Annotated in this window: 16 protein-coding genes; 3 read left to right on the top strand and 13 right to left on the bottom strand. The window is 54.5% G+C overall.

Translation table 11 applies throughout. The annotated features are described in order from the left end of the window. Positions 1–11: 11 nt before the first annotated feature. On the top strand, positions 12–1,754 hold the full coding sequence (locus ACYVHB_RS28690) for a RagB/SusD family nutrient uptake outer membrane protein (protein WP_461055338.1): 1,743 nt from the start codon (positions 12–14) through the stop codon (positions 1,752–1,754). Between the two features lie 125 nt (positions 1,755–1,879). Here ACYVHB_RS28690 and ACYVHB_RS28685 read toward each other — a convergent pair whose 3' ends face one another. Together ACYVHB_RS28685 and ACYVHB_RS28680 are read right to left on the bottom strand one after the other, a co-directional pair. Then, a complete protein-coding gene (locus tag ACYVHB_RS28685) occupies positions 1,880–2,053 on the bottom strand; it encodes a hypothetical protein (RefSeq protein WP_461055337.1) in 174 nt (57 codons plus the stop codon). A 165-nt stretch (positions 2,054–2,218) separates the two neighbouring features. Next, positions 2,219–6,463, bottom strand: coding sequence for a caspase family protein (locus tag ACYVHB_RS28680; RefSeq protein WP_461055336.1), 4,245 nt, complete (start codon positions 6,461–6,463; stop codon positions 2,219–2,221). A 206-nt stretch (positions 6,464–6,669) separates the two neighbouring features. On the opposite strand from ACYVHB_RS28680, the gene ACYVHB_RS28675 reads away from it, so the two are divergent. Next, positions 6,670–7,014, top strand: coding sequence for a hypothetical protein (locus ACYVHB_RS28675; protein ID WP_461055335.1), 345 nt, complete (start codon positions 6,670–6,672; stop codon positions 7,012–7,014). A gap of 49 nt (positions 7,015–7,063) precedes the next feature. On the opposite strand, the gene ACYVHB_RS28670 is transcribed toward ACYVHB_RS28675, so the two are convergent. The 4 genes from ACYVHB_RS28670 to ACYVHB_RS28655 form a co-directional block, all read right to left on the bottom strand. Further along, complete coding sequence (locus tag ACYVHB_RS28670) at positions 7,064–7,540, bottom strand: FKBP-type peptidyl-prolyl cis-trans isomerase (RefSeq protein WP_461055334.1); 477 nt, start codon at positions 7,538–7,540, stop codon at positions 7,064–7,066. Positions 7,541–7,712: 172 nt separating this feature from the next. Beyond that, the gene (locus ACYVHB_RS28665; protein WP_461055333.1) at positions 7,713–7,910 is read right to left on the bottom strand and encodes a hypothetical protein; all 198 of its coding nucleotides are present in this window, start codon (positions 7,908–7,910) and stop codon (positions 7,713–7,715) included. A 132-nt stretch (positions 7,911–8,042) separates the two neighbouring features. Then, positions 8,043–8,558: a DMP19 family protein gene (locus tag ACYVHB_RS28660; RefSeq protein ID WP_461055332.1), complete on the bottom strand. Its 516-nt coding sequence runs from the start codon at positions 8,556–8,558 to the stop codon at positions 8,043–8,045. Positions 8,559–8,612: 54 nt separating this feature from the next. Next, positions 8,613–8,876, bottom strand: a complete 264-nt coding sequence (locus tag ACYVHB_RS28655; RefSeq protein WP_461055331.1) for a Gfo/Idh/MocA family oxidoreductase — start codon at positions 8,874–8,876, stop codon at positions 8,613–8,615. A gap of 25 nt (positions 8,877–8,901) precedes the next feature. Between ACYVHB_RS28655 and ACYVHB_RS28650 the strand changes: the two genes are divergently transcribed. After that, complete coding sequence (locus tag ACYVHB_RS28650; protein WP_461055330.1) at positions 8,902–9,252, top strand: hypothetical protein; 351 nt, start codon at positions 8,902–8,904, stop codon at positions 9,250–9,252. A 49-nt stretch (positions 9,253–9,301) separates the two neighbouring features. Here the strand turns inward: ACYVHB_RS28650 and ACYVHB_RS28645 are convergent, their stop codons facing one another. From ACYVHB_RS28645 to ACYVHB_RS28615, 7 genes are all read right to left on the bottom strand, one after another. Beyond that, the gene (locus ACYVHB_RS28645) at positions 9,302–9,892 is read right to left on the bottom strand and encodes a DUF6134 family protein (RefSeq protein ID WP_461055329.1); all 591 of its coding nucleotides are present in this window, start codon (positions 9,890–9,892) and stop codon (positions 9,302–9,304) included. Between the two features lie 102 nt (positions 9,893–9,994). Continuing rightward, on the bottom strand, positions 9,995–10,699 hold the full coding sequence (locus ACYVHB_RS28640) for a GNAT family N-acetyltransferase (protein WP_461055328.1): 705 nt from the start codon (positions 10,697–10,699) through the stop codon (positions 9,995–9,997). A gap of 79 nt (positions 10,700–10,778) precedes the next feature. Next, positions 10,779–12,065 (bottom strand): sensor histidine kinase, encoded by a 1,287-nt coding sequence (locus ACYVHB_RS28635; protein WP_461055327.1) that lies wholly within the window; start codon positions 12,063–12,065, stop codon positions 10,779–10,781. Next, positions 12,062–13,447 carry a sigma-54-dependent transcriptional regulator gene (locus ACYVHB_RS28630; protein ID WP_461055326.1) on the bottom strand — a complete coding sequence of 462 codons (1,386 nt, stop codon included), beginning with the start codon at positions 13,445–13,447 and terminating at the stop codon, positions 12,062–12,064. The genes ACYVHB_RS28635 and ACYVHB_RS28630 overlap by 4 nt, the downstream gene beginning before the upstream one ends. A gap of 5 nt (positions 13,448–13,452) precedes the next feature. Next, entirely contained in the window at positions 13,453–14,625 is a 1,173-nt protein-coding gene (locus ACYVHB_RS28625) for an ABC transporter permease (RefSeq protein WP_461055325.1), read from the bottom strand. 5 nt (positions 14,626–14,630) lie between these two features. Further along, positions 14,631–15,878: an ABC transporter permease gene (locus ACYVHB_RS28620; RefSeq protein ID WP_461055324.1), complete on the bottom strand. Its 1,248-nt coding sequence runs from the start codon at positions 15,876–15,878 to the stop codon at positions 14,631–14,633. A gap of 59 nt (positions 15,879–15,937) precedes the next feature. Then, positions 15,938–16,636: an ABC transporter ATP-binding protein gene (locus ACYVHB_RS28615; protein ID WP_461055323.1), complete on the bottom strand. Its 699-nt coding sequence runs from the start codon at positions 16,634–16,636 to the stop codon at positions 15,938–15,940. Between the last annotated feature and the right edge of the window lie 59 nt (positions 16,637–16,695).

The raw sequence follows: 16,695 nt of genomic DNA, 5'->3' as shown, positions 1-16,695 counted from the left end.
CATCAAATGTCATGAAAACAACGCTAAAAAAGAGACTGATAATGGCCGTCACCTCGCTGCTGATTGCGGTGGTTGGCTTTGCCTGTAAGGATAAATTCCTGAATCTGGCACCAACGGGAACCCTCAGCAGCGCCGAAATAACGAGCAACGCGGGCATACAGGCCACGCTGATTGGTGCCTATGCCGAACTGAACGGACGGGATTACGGCTGGTTCGGGTCCAGCTTCAACTGGCTCTGGGGTTCGGTGACGGGGGGCGACGCCAACAAAGGATCGAACGCCGGGGATCAGAGCACGGCCGTTTTCGTCCAGAATTTTACGGTTATTCCCACCGCCGGGCCAATCAACGACAAGTGGCGGGCTATGTATGAAGGCATCAGCCGGGCTAACACCGTACTCAGGATATTACAGGAGCCTGGACCCGACGTGACACCGGCCAGTGCCCAGAACCTGAGCGGTCAGGCGCGTTTTTTGCGCGGTCACTATTACTTCGAGTTGAAACGGACGTACAACAACACCCCGTATGTGGATGAAACCCTCGATTATAGCACGGGCGTCAGCAAAGTGACTAACGAGGCTGAACTCTGGCCCAGGATCGAAGCCGACTTCAAATATGCCTACGATAACCTGCCCGAAACGCAGGATGCCGCTGGCCGGGCAAACAAGTGGGCCGCTGCGTCGTATTTGGCCAAGACGCTGCTGTATCAGGGTAAATATGCCGAAGCCAAAGCGCTGTTCGACCTGATTATTGCCAACGGCAAAACCGCTAATGGTCAGCCGTACGCGCTGGTCGCTGACTTCACGACGATTTTTAACGCGGCCAACAGCAACAATGCCGAGTCGATTTTTGCGATTCAAAACGCGGCCAATACCGGGAGCGTCAACAATGCTAACCCCGACATGGTGCTGAATTTCCCCTTCTCCGGGGGGCCGGGTAGTTGTTGCGGATTTTTTCAGCCTTCGTTTGAGATGGCCAACTCGTTCCGAACCAATGCCAACGGGTTGCCCCTGCTCGATGGATCGTACAATACGGTTGCCAATGCGCTGAAAACCGATCAGGGTCTGGCTTCTGCCGATCCGTTTACGCCCGATCCCGGACCGCTCGACCCCAGGATTGACTACTCGGTGGGACGGCGCGGTATCGCTTACTTAGACTGGGGACCGCATCCGGGTGCCAACTGGATTCGGGATCAGATCTACGGCGGTCCGTTTGCGCCCAAGAAGTTCGTGTATCCAAAAGCACAGACGGGCACGTTGACCGACAACACCGGCTGGACGCCCGGCTACACGACGATCAATTACAACATTATCCGGTATGCCGATGTGTTGCTGATGGCCGCTGAGGCTGAGGTTGAAGTAGGTAGTTTGGAAAAGGCCCGTGGCTACGTGAATCAGGTGCGGACGCGGGCAGCCAACCCCGCCGTTTTCGTGAAAAGTGCCGATGGTAAACCCGCTGCCAACTACGTTATTGGTCTGTTCACCATGCCCTGGGCTAATCAGGCTGCGGCCCGTGACGCCGTGCGGTTCGAGCGCAAACTCGAACTGTCGGGCGAAGGTCACCGTTTCTTCGATCTGGTTCGCTGGGGCATTGCCGAACGGGCCGTCAGTGCATTCATTGCCTACGAAAGTACAAAGCTGCCCGGCACCTACGCGGGGGCGAAGTTTACGGCGAAAAAGAACGAGTACATGCCGATTCCCCAGCAGCAGATTGATCTTCAGGGTACGGCCGTGCTGAAGCAGAACCAGGGCTATTGAGATTGCCGGGTTTGCTCGGCCAGCGTATGCCACTACCGTCTTGATGAAAGAGGGTAGTGGCAAATCTCAATGCCTGTGATGAGACTGTAGAGGTAAACCAACGCATTGATACATTCTGTTAGCAACTACTCATTAGTGTCGGGTGCGTTTGCTCCTGCTGACTCCTCCTCATCATCTTGCCGGAGTGCTTGCTCGGCTTCGCGTTGTTCCCGAGAGAGTTCGCCGAAAAGGTCCTGTTGCTGCTGTTCCAGGTCTTGCTGTTCCTGGCGTCTTCCTTCCTGGTTGTCGTTATCAGTCATGGCTATACGATTTAATACTCGGTTGAATAAAATAAACAAACCCAAAGGCTCTACAAGAACGCAAATTGGAAACAAACTTACTCTATTCGATAAGATGGAGGATCAGTATAGGGTCCACTAAAGTCCTGTGGGGAAGATACCGAGTATGCCTTCATCCCGCTATCACTACTTCGGCAGGAGCACAAATACATCGTCGCTGCTCAGGCCGCCGTCCAGACGCACCAAGGCGCGTCCCAGGGTAAAGGCGTTAGGGAAACCCTGTCCTGCGCCGATAGCCTGATAAAAACCCACCGAGAAATCCAGGGCAGCATCATCGCCCACTTTAGATGACGTGCCAACGACCTGCGGAATGAACCGCGCCAGTTCCTTAGCCTGACTCACGGAGTAACAGGCGTTCAGCACTAAGCAGCCAATGCCCGCGCCCAGCACCGAAAACAGTTGCTGGAGGGCTTCGGTGCTGGCTAATACGGGCGCTTCGGTGTCGTCGACTAAATACAGCCCTTCGCTGGTGCCATGCCCCGAAAAGTGGAGAATATACGGTTTTTCTTTCAGTAGTATCCGCGTCAGATGGTGGGGCGTCACCGCCGAAACAGTCGTGTAGTCGTACTTGTCGCGCTCGTCCGACATTTCTAATTCTTCCCAGATCCTGCGCGACTCAGTATCTAACCGCAGCCGGTCGAGTGCCGGGTTAGCCGACAGAAACAGAATCTTGCGTTTGCCAACGGGTGCCGCAGTCGGCATACTCATAAAACCCGGCACCAGCGGCTCTGGCGAAAGCCCGGACGCACTAATGAGCTTGTCCAGACCAAGCATTACTTTGGATTTGCCGTTGAAGTGGGCCGTTACTGTCAGGGTGAGCGGAAAACGTCCATGCTGGCGGGGCGTCATGCTGAACCGCCATTCGGTGAATTCGTCAGCAATGACGGCCTGTCGCACCGGACCGAGTGGTTGAATACCGAAGTTAGCCCCCGCTGACCCGTCCGTTAACTCAACGCTCATTTCGTCGGTCACCCGAACGCCCGCCAACGTGCTGTTCGCATTGATTTTGAACGTATTGGCAGCGACTTCGGCTCCTGCAATGCGAACGGTGCAGATGGTGGGTATGCCAACGGGCATCAGTTCGGGCAGGTCGTAGTCAAGATTACCCGGCCGGAATGGGCTGGGCGGTGGCGGGGAAGGAGCGAGGGGAGCCGGTGGCTCATTCTCCGACATGGAGAATGGCGGGCTGCTTTCCGGCGCTGCATGCTCGAATACGTCAAGGAGATCCCGTTCGTTATCGCCCGGTTCTGCCATCATCATCTCCCGCCCCTGACTGTCATCGGTCATCTCCAGCACGAAGTCCCTGCCCGCTGCCGGAGCCGGGTGTGCAGACACGCTGGTTAGAATCTGATTGATCTGCTGAATAAACGGAGCCGCCAGTAGTTGATACCCTTTGTCGTTCGGGTGAATCTCATCGTGCCAACACTCATCGACGCGATTGGTGCGCTTAATTGTGCCCCGCAAATCAATGTAGAAGACATTATTGAATTGGGCCGCTGCTTCCTGCTGCCGCTTGTTGAATTCGTCCAGAATGAACTGGATAACCGTTTCCCGCTCGGACTGCGGCTCAATGCCCCGCTCAATCATATACTTGCCCAGCCAGCTTTCCTTCTTCGGTTGCAGGGTCGTATCCACCGGAATAATGTAGTCATAGCCGTGAATGATGACGGGTAGTTGGGGAAACCGCTGCTCCAGCGTTTGGAAGATGGATTGGTAGATGGTCTGCAACTGGTCTAACTCCTGAATCAGGTTGTTTTTCAGATACCGGAGCGGGGCTGGCTGCTGATTAAACGTTGTTTCGAGAAAATCGCGGAACTGCTCCCCCAAAATGTCGTTGCCCCCCGCACTCATCAGAAAAATAGCGGGGTTCTGTTCCTCAATGGCGTCCAAGAAGTTCGGCTTCTGCCCCATATTTCGTAACGTATCGCCCGCAGCCGACACGCAGTAAATCGGGTACACGCCCGACAGGTGATCAATAAGTTCGCGCACCAGCAGCGGGTACTGAAACCACGAATCGCCCTCGGCCACTAAGCGCGGGCGGCTGGGGTGCTGTTTGATGGTTTGGAAATACTGACGGTTGCGCAGTTTGCGGGCAATGGTATTGGCAACCCACAGTTTGGCATCGCCCAACCACCCTCGCTCAGCCAGACCGGCCGGATCGCCCAGCAGCGTGATCTCGGACCGGGGCCGGAAGGTGGGCGCACCCGTTTCGTCTGGCCCCAGCGTGTAATACAGCCCCAGGGCAAAATCGGCCTGGGCGCTCTGGATAGCCGTCGTGTCTTTGGTCAGGTCGGTTTCCTCAATCTCGTCAACCTGACCAATCATGGCCGACAGCTCATCGGCCTGCACCTGATTGTGCAGCGGATTGGGCGTCACAATGGTCAACGTCAGCGTCGACCAGTCGGGTAGGGGCTGGGCAGCGGGCTGGTCGAAGTCGTCGCCGTCGCGGGTTTTGAAACCGGCTCCCGATTTGGTTAAGGTCGGGGGCGGGGTAAGTCCGTTGAGGGTCAGGAAGGCCAGCGCCGTTTCGGAGAGTGGCTCTTTGGTGATAATAAATTTGAAATGCTCGGTCAGCTCGGGCCAGTTGTATTGCCGTACCACCTCGTCTAAGCCAAACCGGATCGAATCTTTCCGTCCGCTGGGCACGTCTTTGTCGGGTCGCCCCAGCATAACCTGTTTGGTCAGTTCACCGTCGAGCAGGTAGTTTTTAGGCAGGTACTCAGGATACGCCCGGAACGACCGCGACAGGTAAAACGCGTTGACGTACAGTTTCTGGCCGGTGGGGTTGGTCAACTGAATTTCCAGGTCGGTCAGCCAACGTCCGTCCTGTTCGTTGAGGAGTACCGTTACCACCTCATTCGCCACCGGGAGCGACTCGGTTCCGGCACCGATGCGCCGGGCCACGCTGACCTGAACCGGTGAGGTCGGGGCAACGGGGTTGGTGAGGTGACGGATGTGCTGCCACTGCGCGATGTGCTGCAAATCGTCGGCTACGAAACGGGCCGCACGGGGGTCGCCAGCGGGAACGGGCTGCGCCAGCGGCCGGAACTCGTCGTTGGGCCGGGTCAGGTAATACAACCCGTTGCGGGCGTGTAGCGTGTAATCGGCTCCGGTTTCTCCGCCCTGCGGCACGACGTACCGACCGGCTTTTTCGGCTAAGTAGTCACTTACGGTCTGCACGTCGGTCAGTTGGCCGTTGTCATTGCGCAGGTGAATTCCCAATGGTCGGGTCAGCAAGCCTGCGACGGTAGCCCGGTAGGTTTTGGCCCGGTCGAAACGGGTGGCGGTTACCGCGTCAAGTTCAACGTGGGTGTAGTCGGGTCCAATGTGCTGCACAGTGAGCAGAGCATCCGGCCCGCCATTGGCACCCGCCACCGTTACCGACCCTGATGTTTGCCCCAGCCCATGAATCGCCCCTACGTTCAGCGTCCATTTTTTAGCGTGCTTATTATAGGCCAGTTCGGCGCTGCTGCTGGCGTCGCTGATGGGCTTGTTCAGAAATCCCAGCCGCAGCATGCCCTCCGCCGACCCATCGCCCGACTCAGGAACGTACAGGCGGGGCTGCTGCTCAAAGCCAAACCGCATGGCTTCCCGGACGCGGCTGTGCAGCGTTCGGTAGCTCAACGGACCACCGGCGGCCTTCAGCACGGTGAGCAGCGTTTTGGTGAATACGCCTTCCCCGTTAATTTCCAGCGCCGACTCGTCCGACTCGCAGGCCGAGAACTGAATGTGCGTTCCCTCCGGAATCAGCTTTTCAGGACCTTGCTGGCGGAGGGTGTCTTCAGTTATCGTGTCGCTGAACAGAAACTCGGACCAGGCCCGCTTTGGAAACGCATTGGCCACCCGGCGCTCCAGCACCTCGTCGCCCCCGCGGGCGGCCATCAGCAAATCGAAGTTGCGGGTATTGTCGCCCGAGTGGCAACAGTCGAAGATGGTGATGACGTGCGCCCCGGTCTTTTGGGTCAGTTCGTGAATGAGGTACCGGATTTCCTTGTCGGTCATCAAAAAGTCGGGGACGGGTGCCACCGGACCATCGAAGCAGACGATGCATTCCAGCCGCCCGTCGGCTTCGTTGGGCCATAATTTAGCGTCCGCTTGCTCCTGCGTGCCGTGCCCCGAAAAATAAAACAGTACCGTGTCGGTCGCTGTCGCCTGGGATAAATGCGTCCGAAATCCGTCGATGATGGCTTGTTTAGTGGCGGCTTTGTCAGTCAGCACGTTCACCGCTCTTGCGTCATCGGTAAAATCTGGATCGGCCTTCAGGTAGGCGTTTACTTTTCGGATGTCGTTGACGCATCCGCGCAGCGGTCTTACGCGCTCGTATTGGTCGACGCCCACGAGCAGAGCGTACAAATTGGGGGAAGTTGCCATGGTGGTAAAGAGGTCGGAGTAGCTTGACCGAAAGCTACTTAGAGTTACCACTGCCGCGTCGTTGTATTTATCGAAAGGTTAAAAAGGCGTCTGATTCCGAATTCACCTTATCTTAGTCGTCCTAAACAAAAACGGTCTCCGGGCCATCCATTATGACTATCAGATATAGTGCAATTGTATTGCTGGTTAGCATTTCCACCCTGACTATGGCTCAGACCAAGTCGGTAGAAGATGAAAAATTTGTTTTCCTGAATAATGGCGTGACGGTCGGTATGATTGTCAAATCCGTGCTGAAAGCCGACAAACAACGGCTTAAACTGACCGATCAGCAGCTACCCAAGGCCAAAGAAATTATTACTCAGGCGACCGTTAAGTACAACGAGGGAGTCAAAAAACTGAAAAAATCGGGGATGAATCAGCAGAAGCTGCGCGTGTTGGCCGTCGCCGTGGAGACCGAAAAACTGTACCAGTACAAAACCTTGCTAACGCCCCAGCAATACACGATACTGCTGGCTAACCACAAAAAGACGTACCCTGAAAGCAAGGTATAACTGGCGGGAACGTGCGACCCGCTGAACCTGGTATTTGCCAAACGCCTGCTTAATTTACCCGGACCAAGTCGATGGTAAAGATCAGAATGGAATTGGCCGGAATGCCATTCTGAGCCGCTGAACCATACGCCAGACTGGGGGGCAGGTAGAGGGTAATGCTGCCACCGGGCGCGACCAAAGGAATGCCCTCCTGCCAACCCACAATGAGCTGGTTCAGCCCGAAGGAGACGCCATTGCCACTGTCAAACGTGTTGCCATTGGTCAGCTTGCCGACGTAGTTAACCGTCACCGTGGAGCATATCGTTGGCTTGGTGCCGGAACCGGGCGACTGGATGGTGTAATAAAAGCCGCGACTGTCGGCGGTAGCAGTAATTTTGTTCGTGTCAATATACTGTTTTAGGGCCGTAACCTCCGCCTGGGGTGCCTGCGTCGTCACAGGAGTTGCGTTGCAGGGGGTATCATCGGCCTGCTGGCAACTGCCCGCCACTAATGCCCAGACTATTATCAAAAATCCGTATTTTTTCATCAACAACTGGTTCACTCTGGATTGAGAATTCAAACTGATTCTGTCGGAATCTCCACAAGGTAACCCGCTTCGGGGCGACGGTCAAGCATTACTTAGGCATTGGCCGTTATTCATCCGTTAAAACCACATCCTGACTGGTGACGTTTTACGGATGATAGTACATACAAGTCTTTCAGGCACAGATGCGAACCCGTGCAAGACGGATGCCCGGTTGGTTGAAATGACGCTGCATTTCAGCGAAGACCCAGTCAATGGCTTCGTCTGGATCAGCAGCGGCAACCGATAGGTCTTCATTTAGCCGGATATGGTGGTTCATCTCATCGAGCACGTCAAACATGACCCGGATCAACTGTTTCTTTTTAGCAGCCATATTATCCAATAAACAGGTGTGGTAATCGACTACCACAAGTCTGGGCTAAAAATAACAGCTATCTGTTGGAATTGTATTATATATAGCAAAATAATATTATAGAGGTTGAGATAGCGAGAGCGTCAATCATTGTTACGATGACAGCACGTTTGTTTCAATGTGCCGGATCAGTTCATCCTCAAGTTCTTTTTCTCTATCATAAAATTGATTGTCAAAATCTTCCAATAGCTCGTCATATTCGCCTGTCTCCCAGTCTGATATTACCCTGTTTCTTTCCTCAACGTCTGTCGAAGGTTGCCCATCGGGGAGCCAACTGTTGATCCGTTTCAGCAAACCGGCTATGTCCGAAAAACCAAGCGTTTCTAAATCGTCGATTGTTTCCCTGTTTCGGTCTGCGCCATGATTATAGTAGTGGCTTATCAATCCACCATTATTAACATCGCCAAGTAAACCTTGTACAGTAAACCAGATTCGTTCATTAGGAGTCAATGACTGAAAATCGTCAAATCCTTTCGTTACCAGTTTCTCCCACTCGTCCTGAAAATCAATCAGCGATTTGTCCGTGCTCTGCATACGATTTCGCTTGTTAACAGCGTATTGGAAAATTGAGAAAGACGCCACCTTTTGGTCACCAATCGACGGCGTCATGGCCGCACCGGCGTCTGGTAAACAGTTTTTTAGAGTGACCCGCCCGGCTGAGTCTCAGTCCAACTGCGGCTCTGGCCCCCGGAACGGATCGAGTTCGGTGATGAGGGGTAATTTAATGGACTTGCCTTCCTGAGCCGACTGATAGATGGCTTCCATGATGCGATGGTCCTGCAGGCCTTCTTCGCCGGGTGTAAATGGTTTCTTGTTACGCTGAACACAGTCCGAAAAGTGGTCCATCTCGGTAGCAAACTGGTTTCGCTTCGGGATGTACGTGTTGTCGGTGTGCTCCGTCTGGCCGATGGCGTACGATTTTTCCAATTGCAAGCCGTTTTAGGCGAACACGTTGTCCATATTCAGCCAGCCCCGTTCGTTCAGAATCCGGTACCACCGCGATTCGTGGGCGAAGTACTGCGTTGGCGTCGGCGAACTTACCGCTGACCTAACCGTAACCGTGCTGGGTAATCCGGCGGGTGAAACGGCAACGGTTGAAATTGCGGGAGCGGAGCAGCAAGCATTGGTACTCCGCTCCCGCAATTTCAACCGTTGCCGGTTGGTTGAGCAGCGGACCATTGAGCGGGCGAAAGCCACAGAGCGGCAAACATTCGATTTGCGTCAGCAAGCGGCCGGTGCTCTCCTGCTGCGCACGACCACCAACGGGCAGTCGCAGACGGTGAAATTATTGCAGTCTTACTGAAGCTGCCGCCGGGAGAGCGGATTTTTCTCACGCTGGCTTCTGCTTACTATCAAGTAGAGCGGAGCCGGAAGAAAACGGTGAACAAAGGTTGCTCGACTTCGACCTCTCGGCAAACGCCATTCACGTATCGGTAGTAATTTTTCTTACCGTCGGGCAGGGTCAGCTCATAGGCGTGGGTTGCCACGGACCGCAGGGTGCAGAACCGCCCGTGCCGCTCCGAAAACAATTCGCTGACGCCCAACGGCTCGCGGTCGTACAAACTGGCGGCACTGTAGGTGGCCCGCCGGTTGGCAATGATTGAAGAGGCATCGTTGATCCGGATTTGGTATTGGTTGCCGTCCCAGTGAACCAGTGCATCATGTTTGGTGCGTCCGTTGAGCTGATCGTTGAACGAGGATTCGGTGAGCAGATTGTTGCGGTAGGTGCTGGTGAAGCGGGTAATCATGCGCTTTTCGCCGAATAGCCGAACGGCAACATCCGCATTGACGCGGTACTGGACGCCGGTAGTGGTGGGTACTTTCGTGACGTTTAGCTGACCAATGGACCGGTTATGAACGATCACGTCGTAGGTCAGCGCTTGCGGGGGCGAACTGACGAACCAACTTAGGATACCTATATAAATTAGATGAGCGAATAGCATAAATCGTGTTGTTTACTGCTGGTATCAATTTTTGCGTAAGACCCGCAACGAAGCCTTTACCCCCACGATGTGCTCAGATAAATTGACGTTCAGCCCGTACATTTACTCGTATAAGTCCGTCGTCAGCGTAATTGATCCAATTCTAATTCTGTTCAGTATAGCCGCCGACAGTTTCGTGGCCGTCTCCCACGAAAAGGGAAGCCACGTGCCGCTGCTGCTGTCGAACACTTCGGTGGCCGCTTCACAGGCGAAAAGCTTGTAGTCGAATTTGGCATAATCAGGGGCTATGTAACCAGGGTAATAGTACGTTTTTTGCTGCGCCTGGGCGTAATTGATCTTCTGCAGCATCAGGTATTTCCCCAGACTATGTTTGCGGTACGCCGGGTGGTAAAAATTCATGATGCCCGCAATGCTTTGTGAACCATCGTCGAAAATTCCGGCTGCAATCAACCGGCCATTATCCCTGACTTCTGTCACGTGGCTCATAAACGCATTATGCGTGGTGCCCCCCAGCAGGCAGGATTCAACCGAATCCGGCGCGTCGAAATTTACCGAATTCCGGTACGCAGCGTATAGCCCCTCAAGCTCATCAGATAGAACAAAGGGCGTAACGGCCACCGAAAATTTTTCGTTAACCCGGAGCAGCCTGCGCTGGTCTTTGCCGTAGCTGACGTTGGCCACTACGACGCGCAGCCAGAGCACGGAGCAAAGCTGACTGCCGAAAAACTCAAACTGGCACGTAAACACCTTCTGCTGCATCCGAAAATAGCCGTTGCTCAGGCATGAGTCCAGTTTACTTCCTTTCATGTCAGGTACGCGTTTTCGTGGCTGCGTAGAACTGCCGAAGTTAGACAGACAGCGCCATTGAAGCAAAGTTACCCATCACTCATTTTGCGTTTTTCCAGTCGATCAGGAACACCGTCCAGCCATCCGGCTCTGTGCGGAGCGAAAACGCGAATCCATGGTTTAGCAGAATCTCGCGGGTAAGCGTCAGGCCGATGCCCTGTCCAGTCGCTTTCGTGCTGAAAAAGGGGTTAAAGAGATTAGCCGCTACGTGCTCAGGAATGGGTTCGCCGTTGTCACGAATGAGCAACTGACGGTCGGTGAGGAGAACGTCAACCGCTTGCCCCGACTGGCAGGCTTCGAGTGCATTTTTTAGGACATTGACCAGCACCTGCTCCATCTGGGCGATGTCAATCGGCTGATTAACGGGCGGATTGGGTAAACTGGCGGTTAGCGAAACACCCCGTTCGTCTGCCTGCGGCTGCATGAGCCGTATGACATCGCGCAGCAGGCCGGCTACGTTTGTGAGCGAGAGGCTGGGTGCGGGCAGGCGCACGACATCGGCGAACCGGCGCATGAACCGGTTCAGCCGCTCGTTGCGTTCGATGGCTACCCGCACAGCCTGCCGCACGTCGGGATCGAAGACGGCTGGTTCAGCGATGGTTAAGATGGAGTTAACGGCCCCAATGGAATTATTAACCTCGTGGGCCATCATCCGAATCACCTTACCGTACGCTTTTTTCTCGGTTTCGATGATTTCGGCGGTCAGTTCTTCAATAAATAGAAACTGCCGCTGAAAGCCCCGGTCAATGAACTGCCCCCGCAATACCCGGTACGTTTCGACGCCCGCCAGCCGGATGGTATGCGGCTGGTCGGGTGGCAAGGTGCTGAGCTGCGCTAAGAGCGGATGCGCAATGGCCGACAGGGGCTTTTGCAACAGATCGTCGTCGGGCAGACGCAGGAGCTGCCTTGCTCTGGGATTGACGGCCGACACGCGCTCGTCGAAGTCGAAAATCAGGAGGGCAATGGGGGCGGCTTCGATCAGTTTATCCATGAAAAACTGCTGCTCAGCCTGCCGGGTGCGCTCCTGCCGGAGCTGGTCGATCATCAGGTTATAAACCCGAATCAGTTCGTCCACTTCCTCGTTGCCCGTCGGTACGAACTTGACCGTGAAGTCCTTATCCTTAATAGCATCGATGCCTGACGCGATAAACGCCGACGGTTGCCGGAAGGAGCGGTAAATGCGGAACGCGACGTACAACGACAACAGAATCAGCACCTCCGAAGCCATGAACCAGACTTTCATGTGCTTCAGGAGCTGAAACGTCAACCCAACCAGCACCGCGTGGAGAGTGAGGATATAGAGCAGGTAGCGCCTTTGAAATTTCATTCCGCATTATACGCAATGCCGTACTTTTCCAGCCGCCGGTACAGCGCGAAGCGCGTAATGCCCAGTGCCCGCGCCACGTTGGCGACCCGATTCTGATGAAACGCCATCGCCCGTTGAATCATTTGGAATTCTATTTCTTCGAGCGTCATGGTGCCGACGGGTGGAAGCGTGGGGCCATGGGCCTGGGGTAAAGAGGTATTCGTTAGGTGTCGCTCAAAGTCGGCCATAGTTAACACATCGCCGGGGGCCAATAGGACGGCCCGTTCCACCACGTTCTTCAACTGGCGTATATTGCCCGGTAGCGACAGTCCTTTCAGCCAGTTCAACGCTTCCTTTTCTACCTGCAAATTAGGTCGCCCGTAAAGCGTTTTCAGGTTGTCGATGAAAAATGATACCAACCGGGGAATGTCGGCGGGGCGCTCGCGAAGGGCGGGTAACCGGACTGTGATGAGGTTAATACGGTAGTACAAATCTTCCCGAAACTGACCCTTAGCAACCATCTCATCCAAATTGCGGTTGGTGGCGCAAATCACCCGCACGTCCACCGCCCGGGTTTTGCTGCTGCCCAGCGGCTCGAAGGTGCGGTCCTGCAACACGCGGAGCAGTTTCACCTGACTGGCCGGGTCGAGATCACCAATTTCGTCCAGGAATATGCTGCCCTTGTTGGCTAATTCAAACCGCCCCACGCGGTCGGATTTGGCATCGGTGAAAGCCCCCCGCACGTGACCAAACAGTTCGCTCTCGAATAAGGTGCTGGAAATGCCGCCCAGATTGACCTTTACGAACGGTTGCCCTTTGCGTCGGCTGTTCTGGTGGACGGCCTCGGCAATGAGTTCCTTGCCCGTGCCACTTTCGCCCGTAATCAGCACCGGCGCGTCGGTGAGTGCCACGCGCCCGATGGTGGTCAGCACGTCCAACAGCTTTGGGTCTTCACCGACGATGTTGTCGAACTGGAATTGCTCGTTCAGTTGCCGCCGACCGGTTGAGAGTGGGTCGCCCAAACGCCGTGATGAACCCGCCAGTTTAAGCGCCGTCCTGACCGACTGCACGAGGTAGTCATTTTGCCATGGTTTGGTGATGAAATCATTAGCCCCCGCTTTCATGCCCGCCACGGCAAGGTCAATGCTGCCCCAGCCCGTTATAAGAATAACAGGAACGCTGGGCAACCGCTCCCGGATGTAGCGCAGCAACCGAAGCCCGTCGTCGCCCGACGTATCGACCGAGAAGTTCATGTCGAGCAAGATAGCTTCCGGCGTTTCCCCGGCCAGGATTTCCCGCGTGTCAAATGGCCCATCAGCGACGTGCACAGCGAAGCCTTCTTTCCTGAAAAGCAGCGAAAGGGACGTTTGAATGGCGATATCGTCGTCGATGATGAGAATCATGGGGTTTACTCCTCATGCAACGCCACGGCGGGTTGCACCGTCGCGGCTTGACGACTTGGATACAAAGCACACAACGTAACAATTAAATAGATAACCACAACTGAAACGGCCATCGCCGTCAGGTACACACCCGCGTCGAGGTCGAAGACGTTGAGCAGCGGAAACTGCCCGGCCAGCAACAGGCCCAGCACCAGCGCAAAGGTAGATAGTACCCACATTTCGCCCACAAACTGCCGCGAAATGGAACCTTCGGTGGCACCCAGCGCCCGACGCAAACCAATTTCGCCCCGCCGACGGGCAATGCTCACATTCAGTACGCCAAACAGGCCAAGGGCCACGTTGATGAGCAGGAACCCGCTGATGATGAGAAAGATAACAACCGGAATGAGGGTCTGATTCTGCCGGTTTTTGCGCAAATCGGTTAAGTAGATTACCTCTACGCTCCAGCCGCGAATCATCGACGTAACATCCCGCACCATTCTGGCCTCAAAATTGGCGTCGGTGCCGGGTCTGACGCGAATGAGCAAGCTTTTGGGCCACGTGTAGCCTTCGTCTAAGAGTTCGAACAGGGTTGGTTCGTTTTTCATGAATTCACTTCTGCCTTTGAACGTATCGACCACGCCCATTACCGTCCAGACGGCTTTATCGCCTTCGCCGTATCCGATGTGTTTTCCAATCGGATTTTCATCGCCGAACAGGGCCTCTTTCGCCTTGCGATTAATGATGGCAGGCTGGTATTTACCAACGCTGTCGGCACTCCGGTACCAGTGTCCGGCCACAAGAGTCATGTTCAGCGTTTGGGCAAAATTTTCGTCGGTTTGGTAGAACGATACCTGCGCTTTTGCCCCATTATGCGCTACACCATTGCCGTTATGATAGGTTGAAAAGGGTATGTTGTCGCCCATTCGCGAAACGGATTCTACTTCGGAATAAGCCCGCAGGCGCTGCGAAACCGCTTTTGTCTTCTGAGCGACCTCGGTCGTATCCTGGTTATTTTTCAGGTTAACCGCCCAGACGTTTTCGTAGGTAAAGCCCAGCGGCTCAGCGTAGTTTCTGACGTTGTACACAATCAGCGAGGTTAGTCCGAACAGGACCAGGAATGAGGCCCAGATCTCCACAATCAACAGGGAATGGGCTTTTTTCTTATTCCAGATTAATTTGAAAAGGTGACGTAGCATGGAAATTAAGATTTTAGCGCGTCTACAATGGACAGTTTCGACATGCGGAGGGCCGGTAACACGCCCGATAACAGCCCGAAGATCAGACAGATGAGTAGGCTTACCCCAAAAACGGACGCGTTGATAGTCAGGTCGGCATAGGCAATCCAGCCGCTATTGTTAATTAGATAAATAATGACGAACGTCAGCAGCAGTGCGATGGACCCGCCGAGGAACGTAATAAAGATGTTTTCGACCACGAATTGCCAGAGCAGCGTTCTGACTGGTGCGCCAAACGCTTTGCGGATGCCAATTTCCGAAGCCCGTTCCATGATGCGGCTGACGTTTATGTTCACCAGATTAATGGCCGGCAGTCCCATCAACATCAGAAAGATAAAGCCGATTACTCCATAAAAAGCCGCTATTCGGGCCGCGCTACTACCGGTGAGTATACCTAAGAAAAACTCCACATACGGTTCGCTACGTACTTCGATTTGGGCGTATTTGAAGCCCCCCTCTTCACCAGGAACCGGGAGTTGGCGGATGCGATCCTGAAACTCCTCCTGAACGCTCTTCAGATCGTTGGGGGTTTTGACCAGCAGCATAGCCGAGTAACTACCCCGTAAGCCGGTGCTCTGGTAGTTGCTTTTGGGGGCAGTGTACGGGAAGTACACGTCGGCGTGGGTGAACAGCCGCGTGACGGGGCTGCCCCGGACAACGCCAATTACCCGGTACCGAATGGTTTCAATCTCGATGGTTTTGCCAACAACCGTCTCCGTCTCATCGGCGAAATACTGCTCCCTGAAACCGTCCGTGATGACGGCCACGTAGTCGCCGTTGGCGATGTTCCGCTCGTTATAGGGTTTACCTTCTAGAAATTGGAATTCGGTCACTTGCCAAAAATCGGCATCGGTAAACTTGGTGTCTATTTTAATTTTTTGAGCGCCAACGTAAGCATCTGAACCCCGGCTGTCCGAATAAATCGTCACGCGCTCCGGCGTTTTGAGCGTTTTGGCGAACTTCATCAGAAACGGGTGACTCATGGGGCCATTTGTGGTGGAGTTTCCGTCGTTGGCACTCATCCTCATCGTTTCGATGTAAAGCGTCCGGTCACGTTTCGTTTCCGGGTAATGACTCCCAATCAGGTGGTCCAAAAACGAGGTCAGCACCATCAGTACGGTCAGCGTCAGGCTGATGCCGAATAGAGTAATGAAGGTGTAGAATGGATGCCGCAGCAGCACCTTCCAGGCGATTTTGAGATAATTCAGTAGCATAGTTGTGAATTGTGAAGAGCGAAAGGTGAAGAGCGAAAATGTAGCGGCACATTCGCTCTTCACCTTTCGCTCTTCGCCATTAATAAGCTGTCTCCCACCATCGATCCGTCAAAGAGCCGGACGAGCCGGTGCGTTTTCTTGGCCATTGTTTCGTCGTGCGTTACCATTATTATGGTGCTTCCTTCCGTGTTGAGTTGCTGAAGAATCGCCATGATTTCGTTGCCCATTGCGCTGTCGAGGTTGCCCGTTGGTTCGTCGGCGAGGATGATGCTGGGTCGCCCCACGATGGCGCGGGCGATGGCCACGCGCTGCTTTTGCCCACCCGACAACTGACCCGGAAAGTGCTTCATGCGGTTGCTTAGCCCCACTTTTTCCAAGGCCTGCTGCGCCAGTTGCCGACGCGACGCACCCGTAGCATCGCCCTTTCGATACAGCAGGGGAATTTCGACGTTGTCCAGCACCGACAGGTCGTTGATGAGGTGGAAGCTCTGGAAGATAAACCCGATTTTCTGGTTTCGTAGCCGGGCCAGATCCACGTCGCGGTACTGGGTCACGGCCTGCCCACCAATTTCGACCTGTCCCGCGCTGGGTGCGTCCAAGAGGCCCATCAGGTTTAGCAGCGTCGATTTGCCGCAGCCCGACGGCCCCATAATGGAGACAAACTCCCCCGCCCGGATGTGCAGGTTGACGTTGCTCAAGGCCAGCGTTTCGATGGTGCTGGTTCGGTAGACTTTTTCGATGTTTTTGAGGTGTATCATGACTGAAGGAATAAAGGGATAGAACGCTGATTCATAAGATGATTGATCCTAATCATCTT

It is taken from the genome of Spirosoma arcticum (genome assembly GCF_054779955.1).
This window is presented reverse-complemented; position numbering and strand designations above follow the sequence as displayed.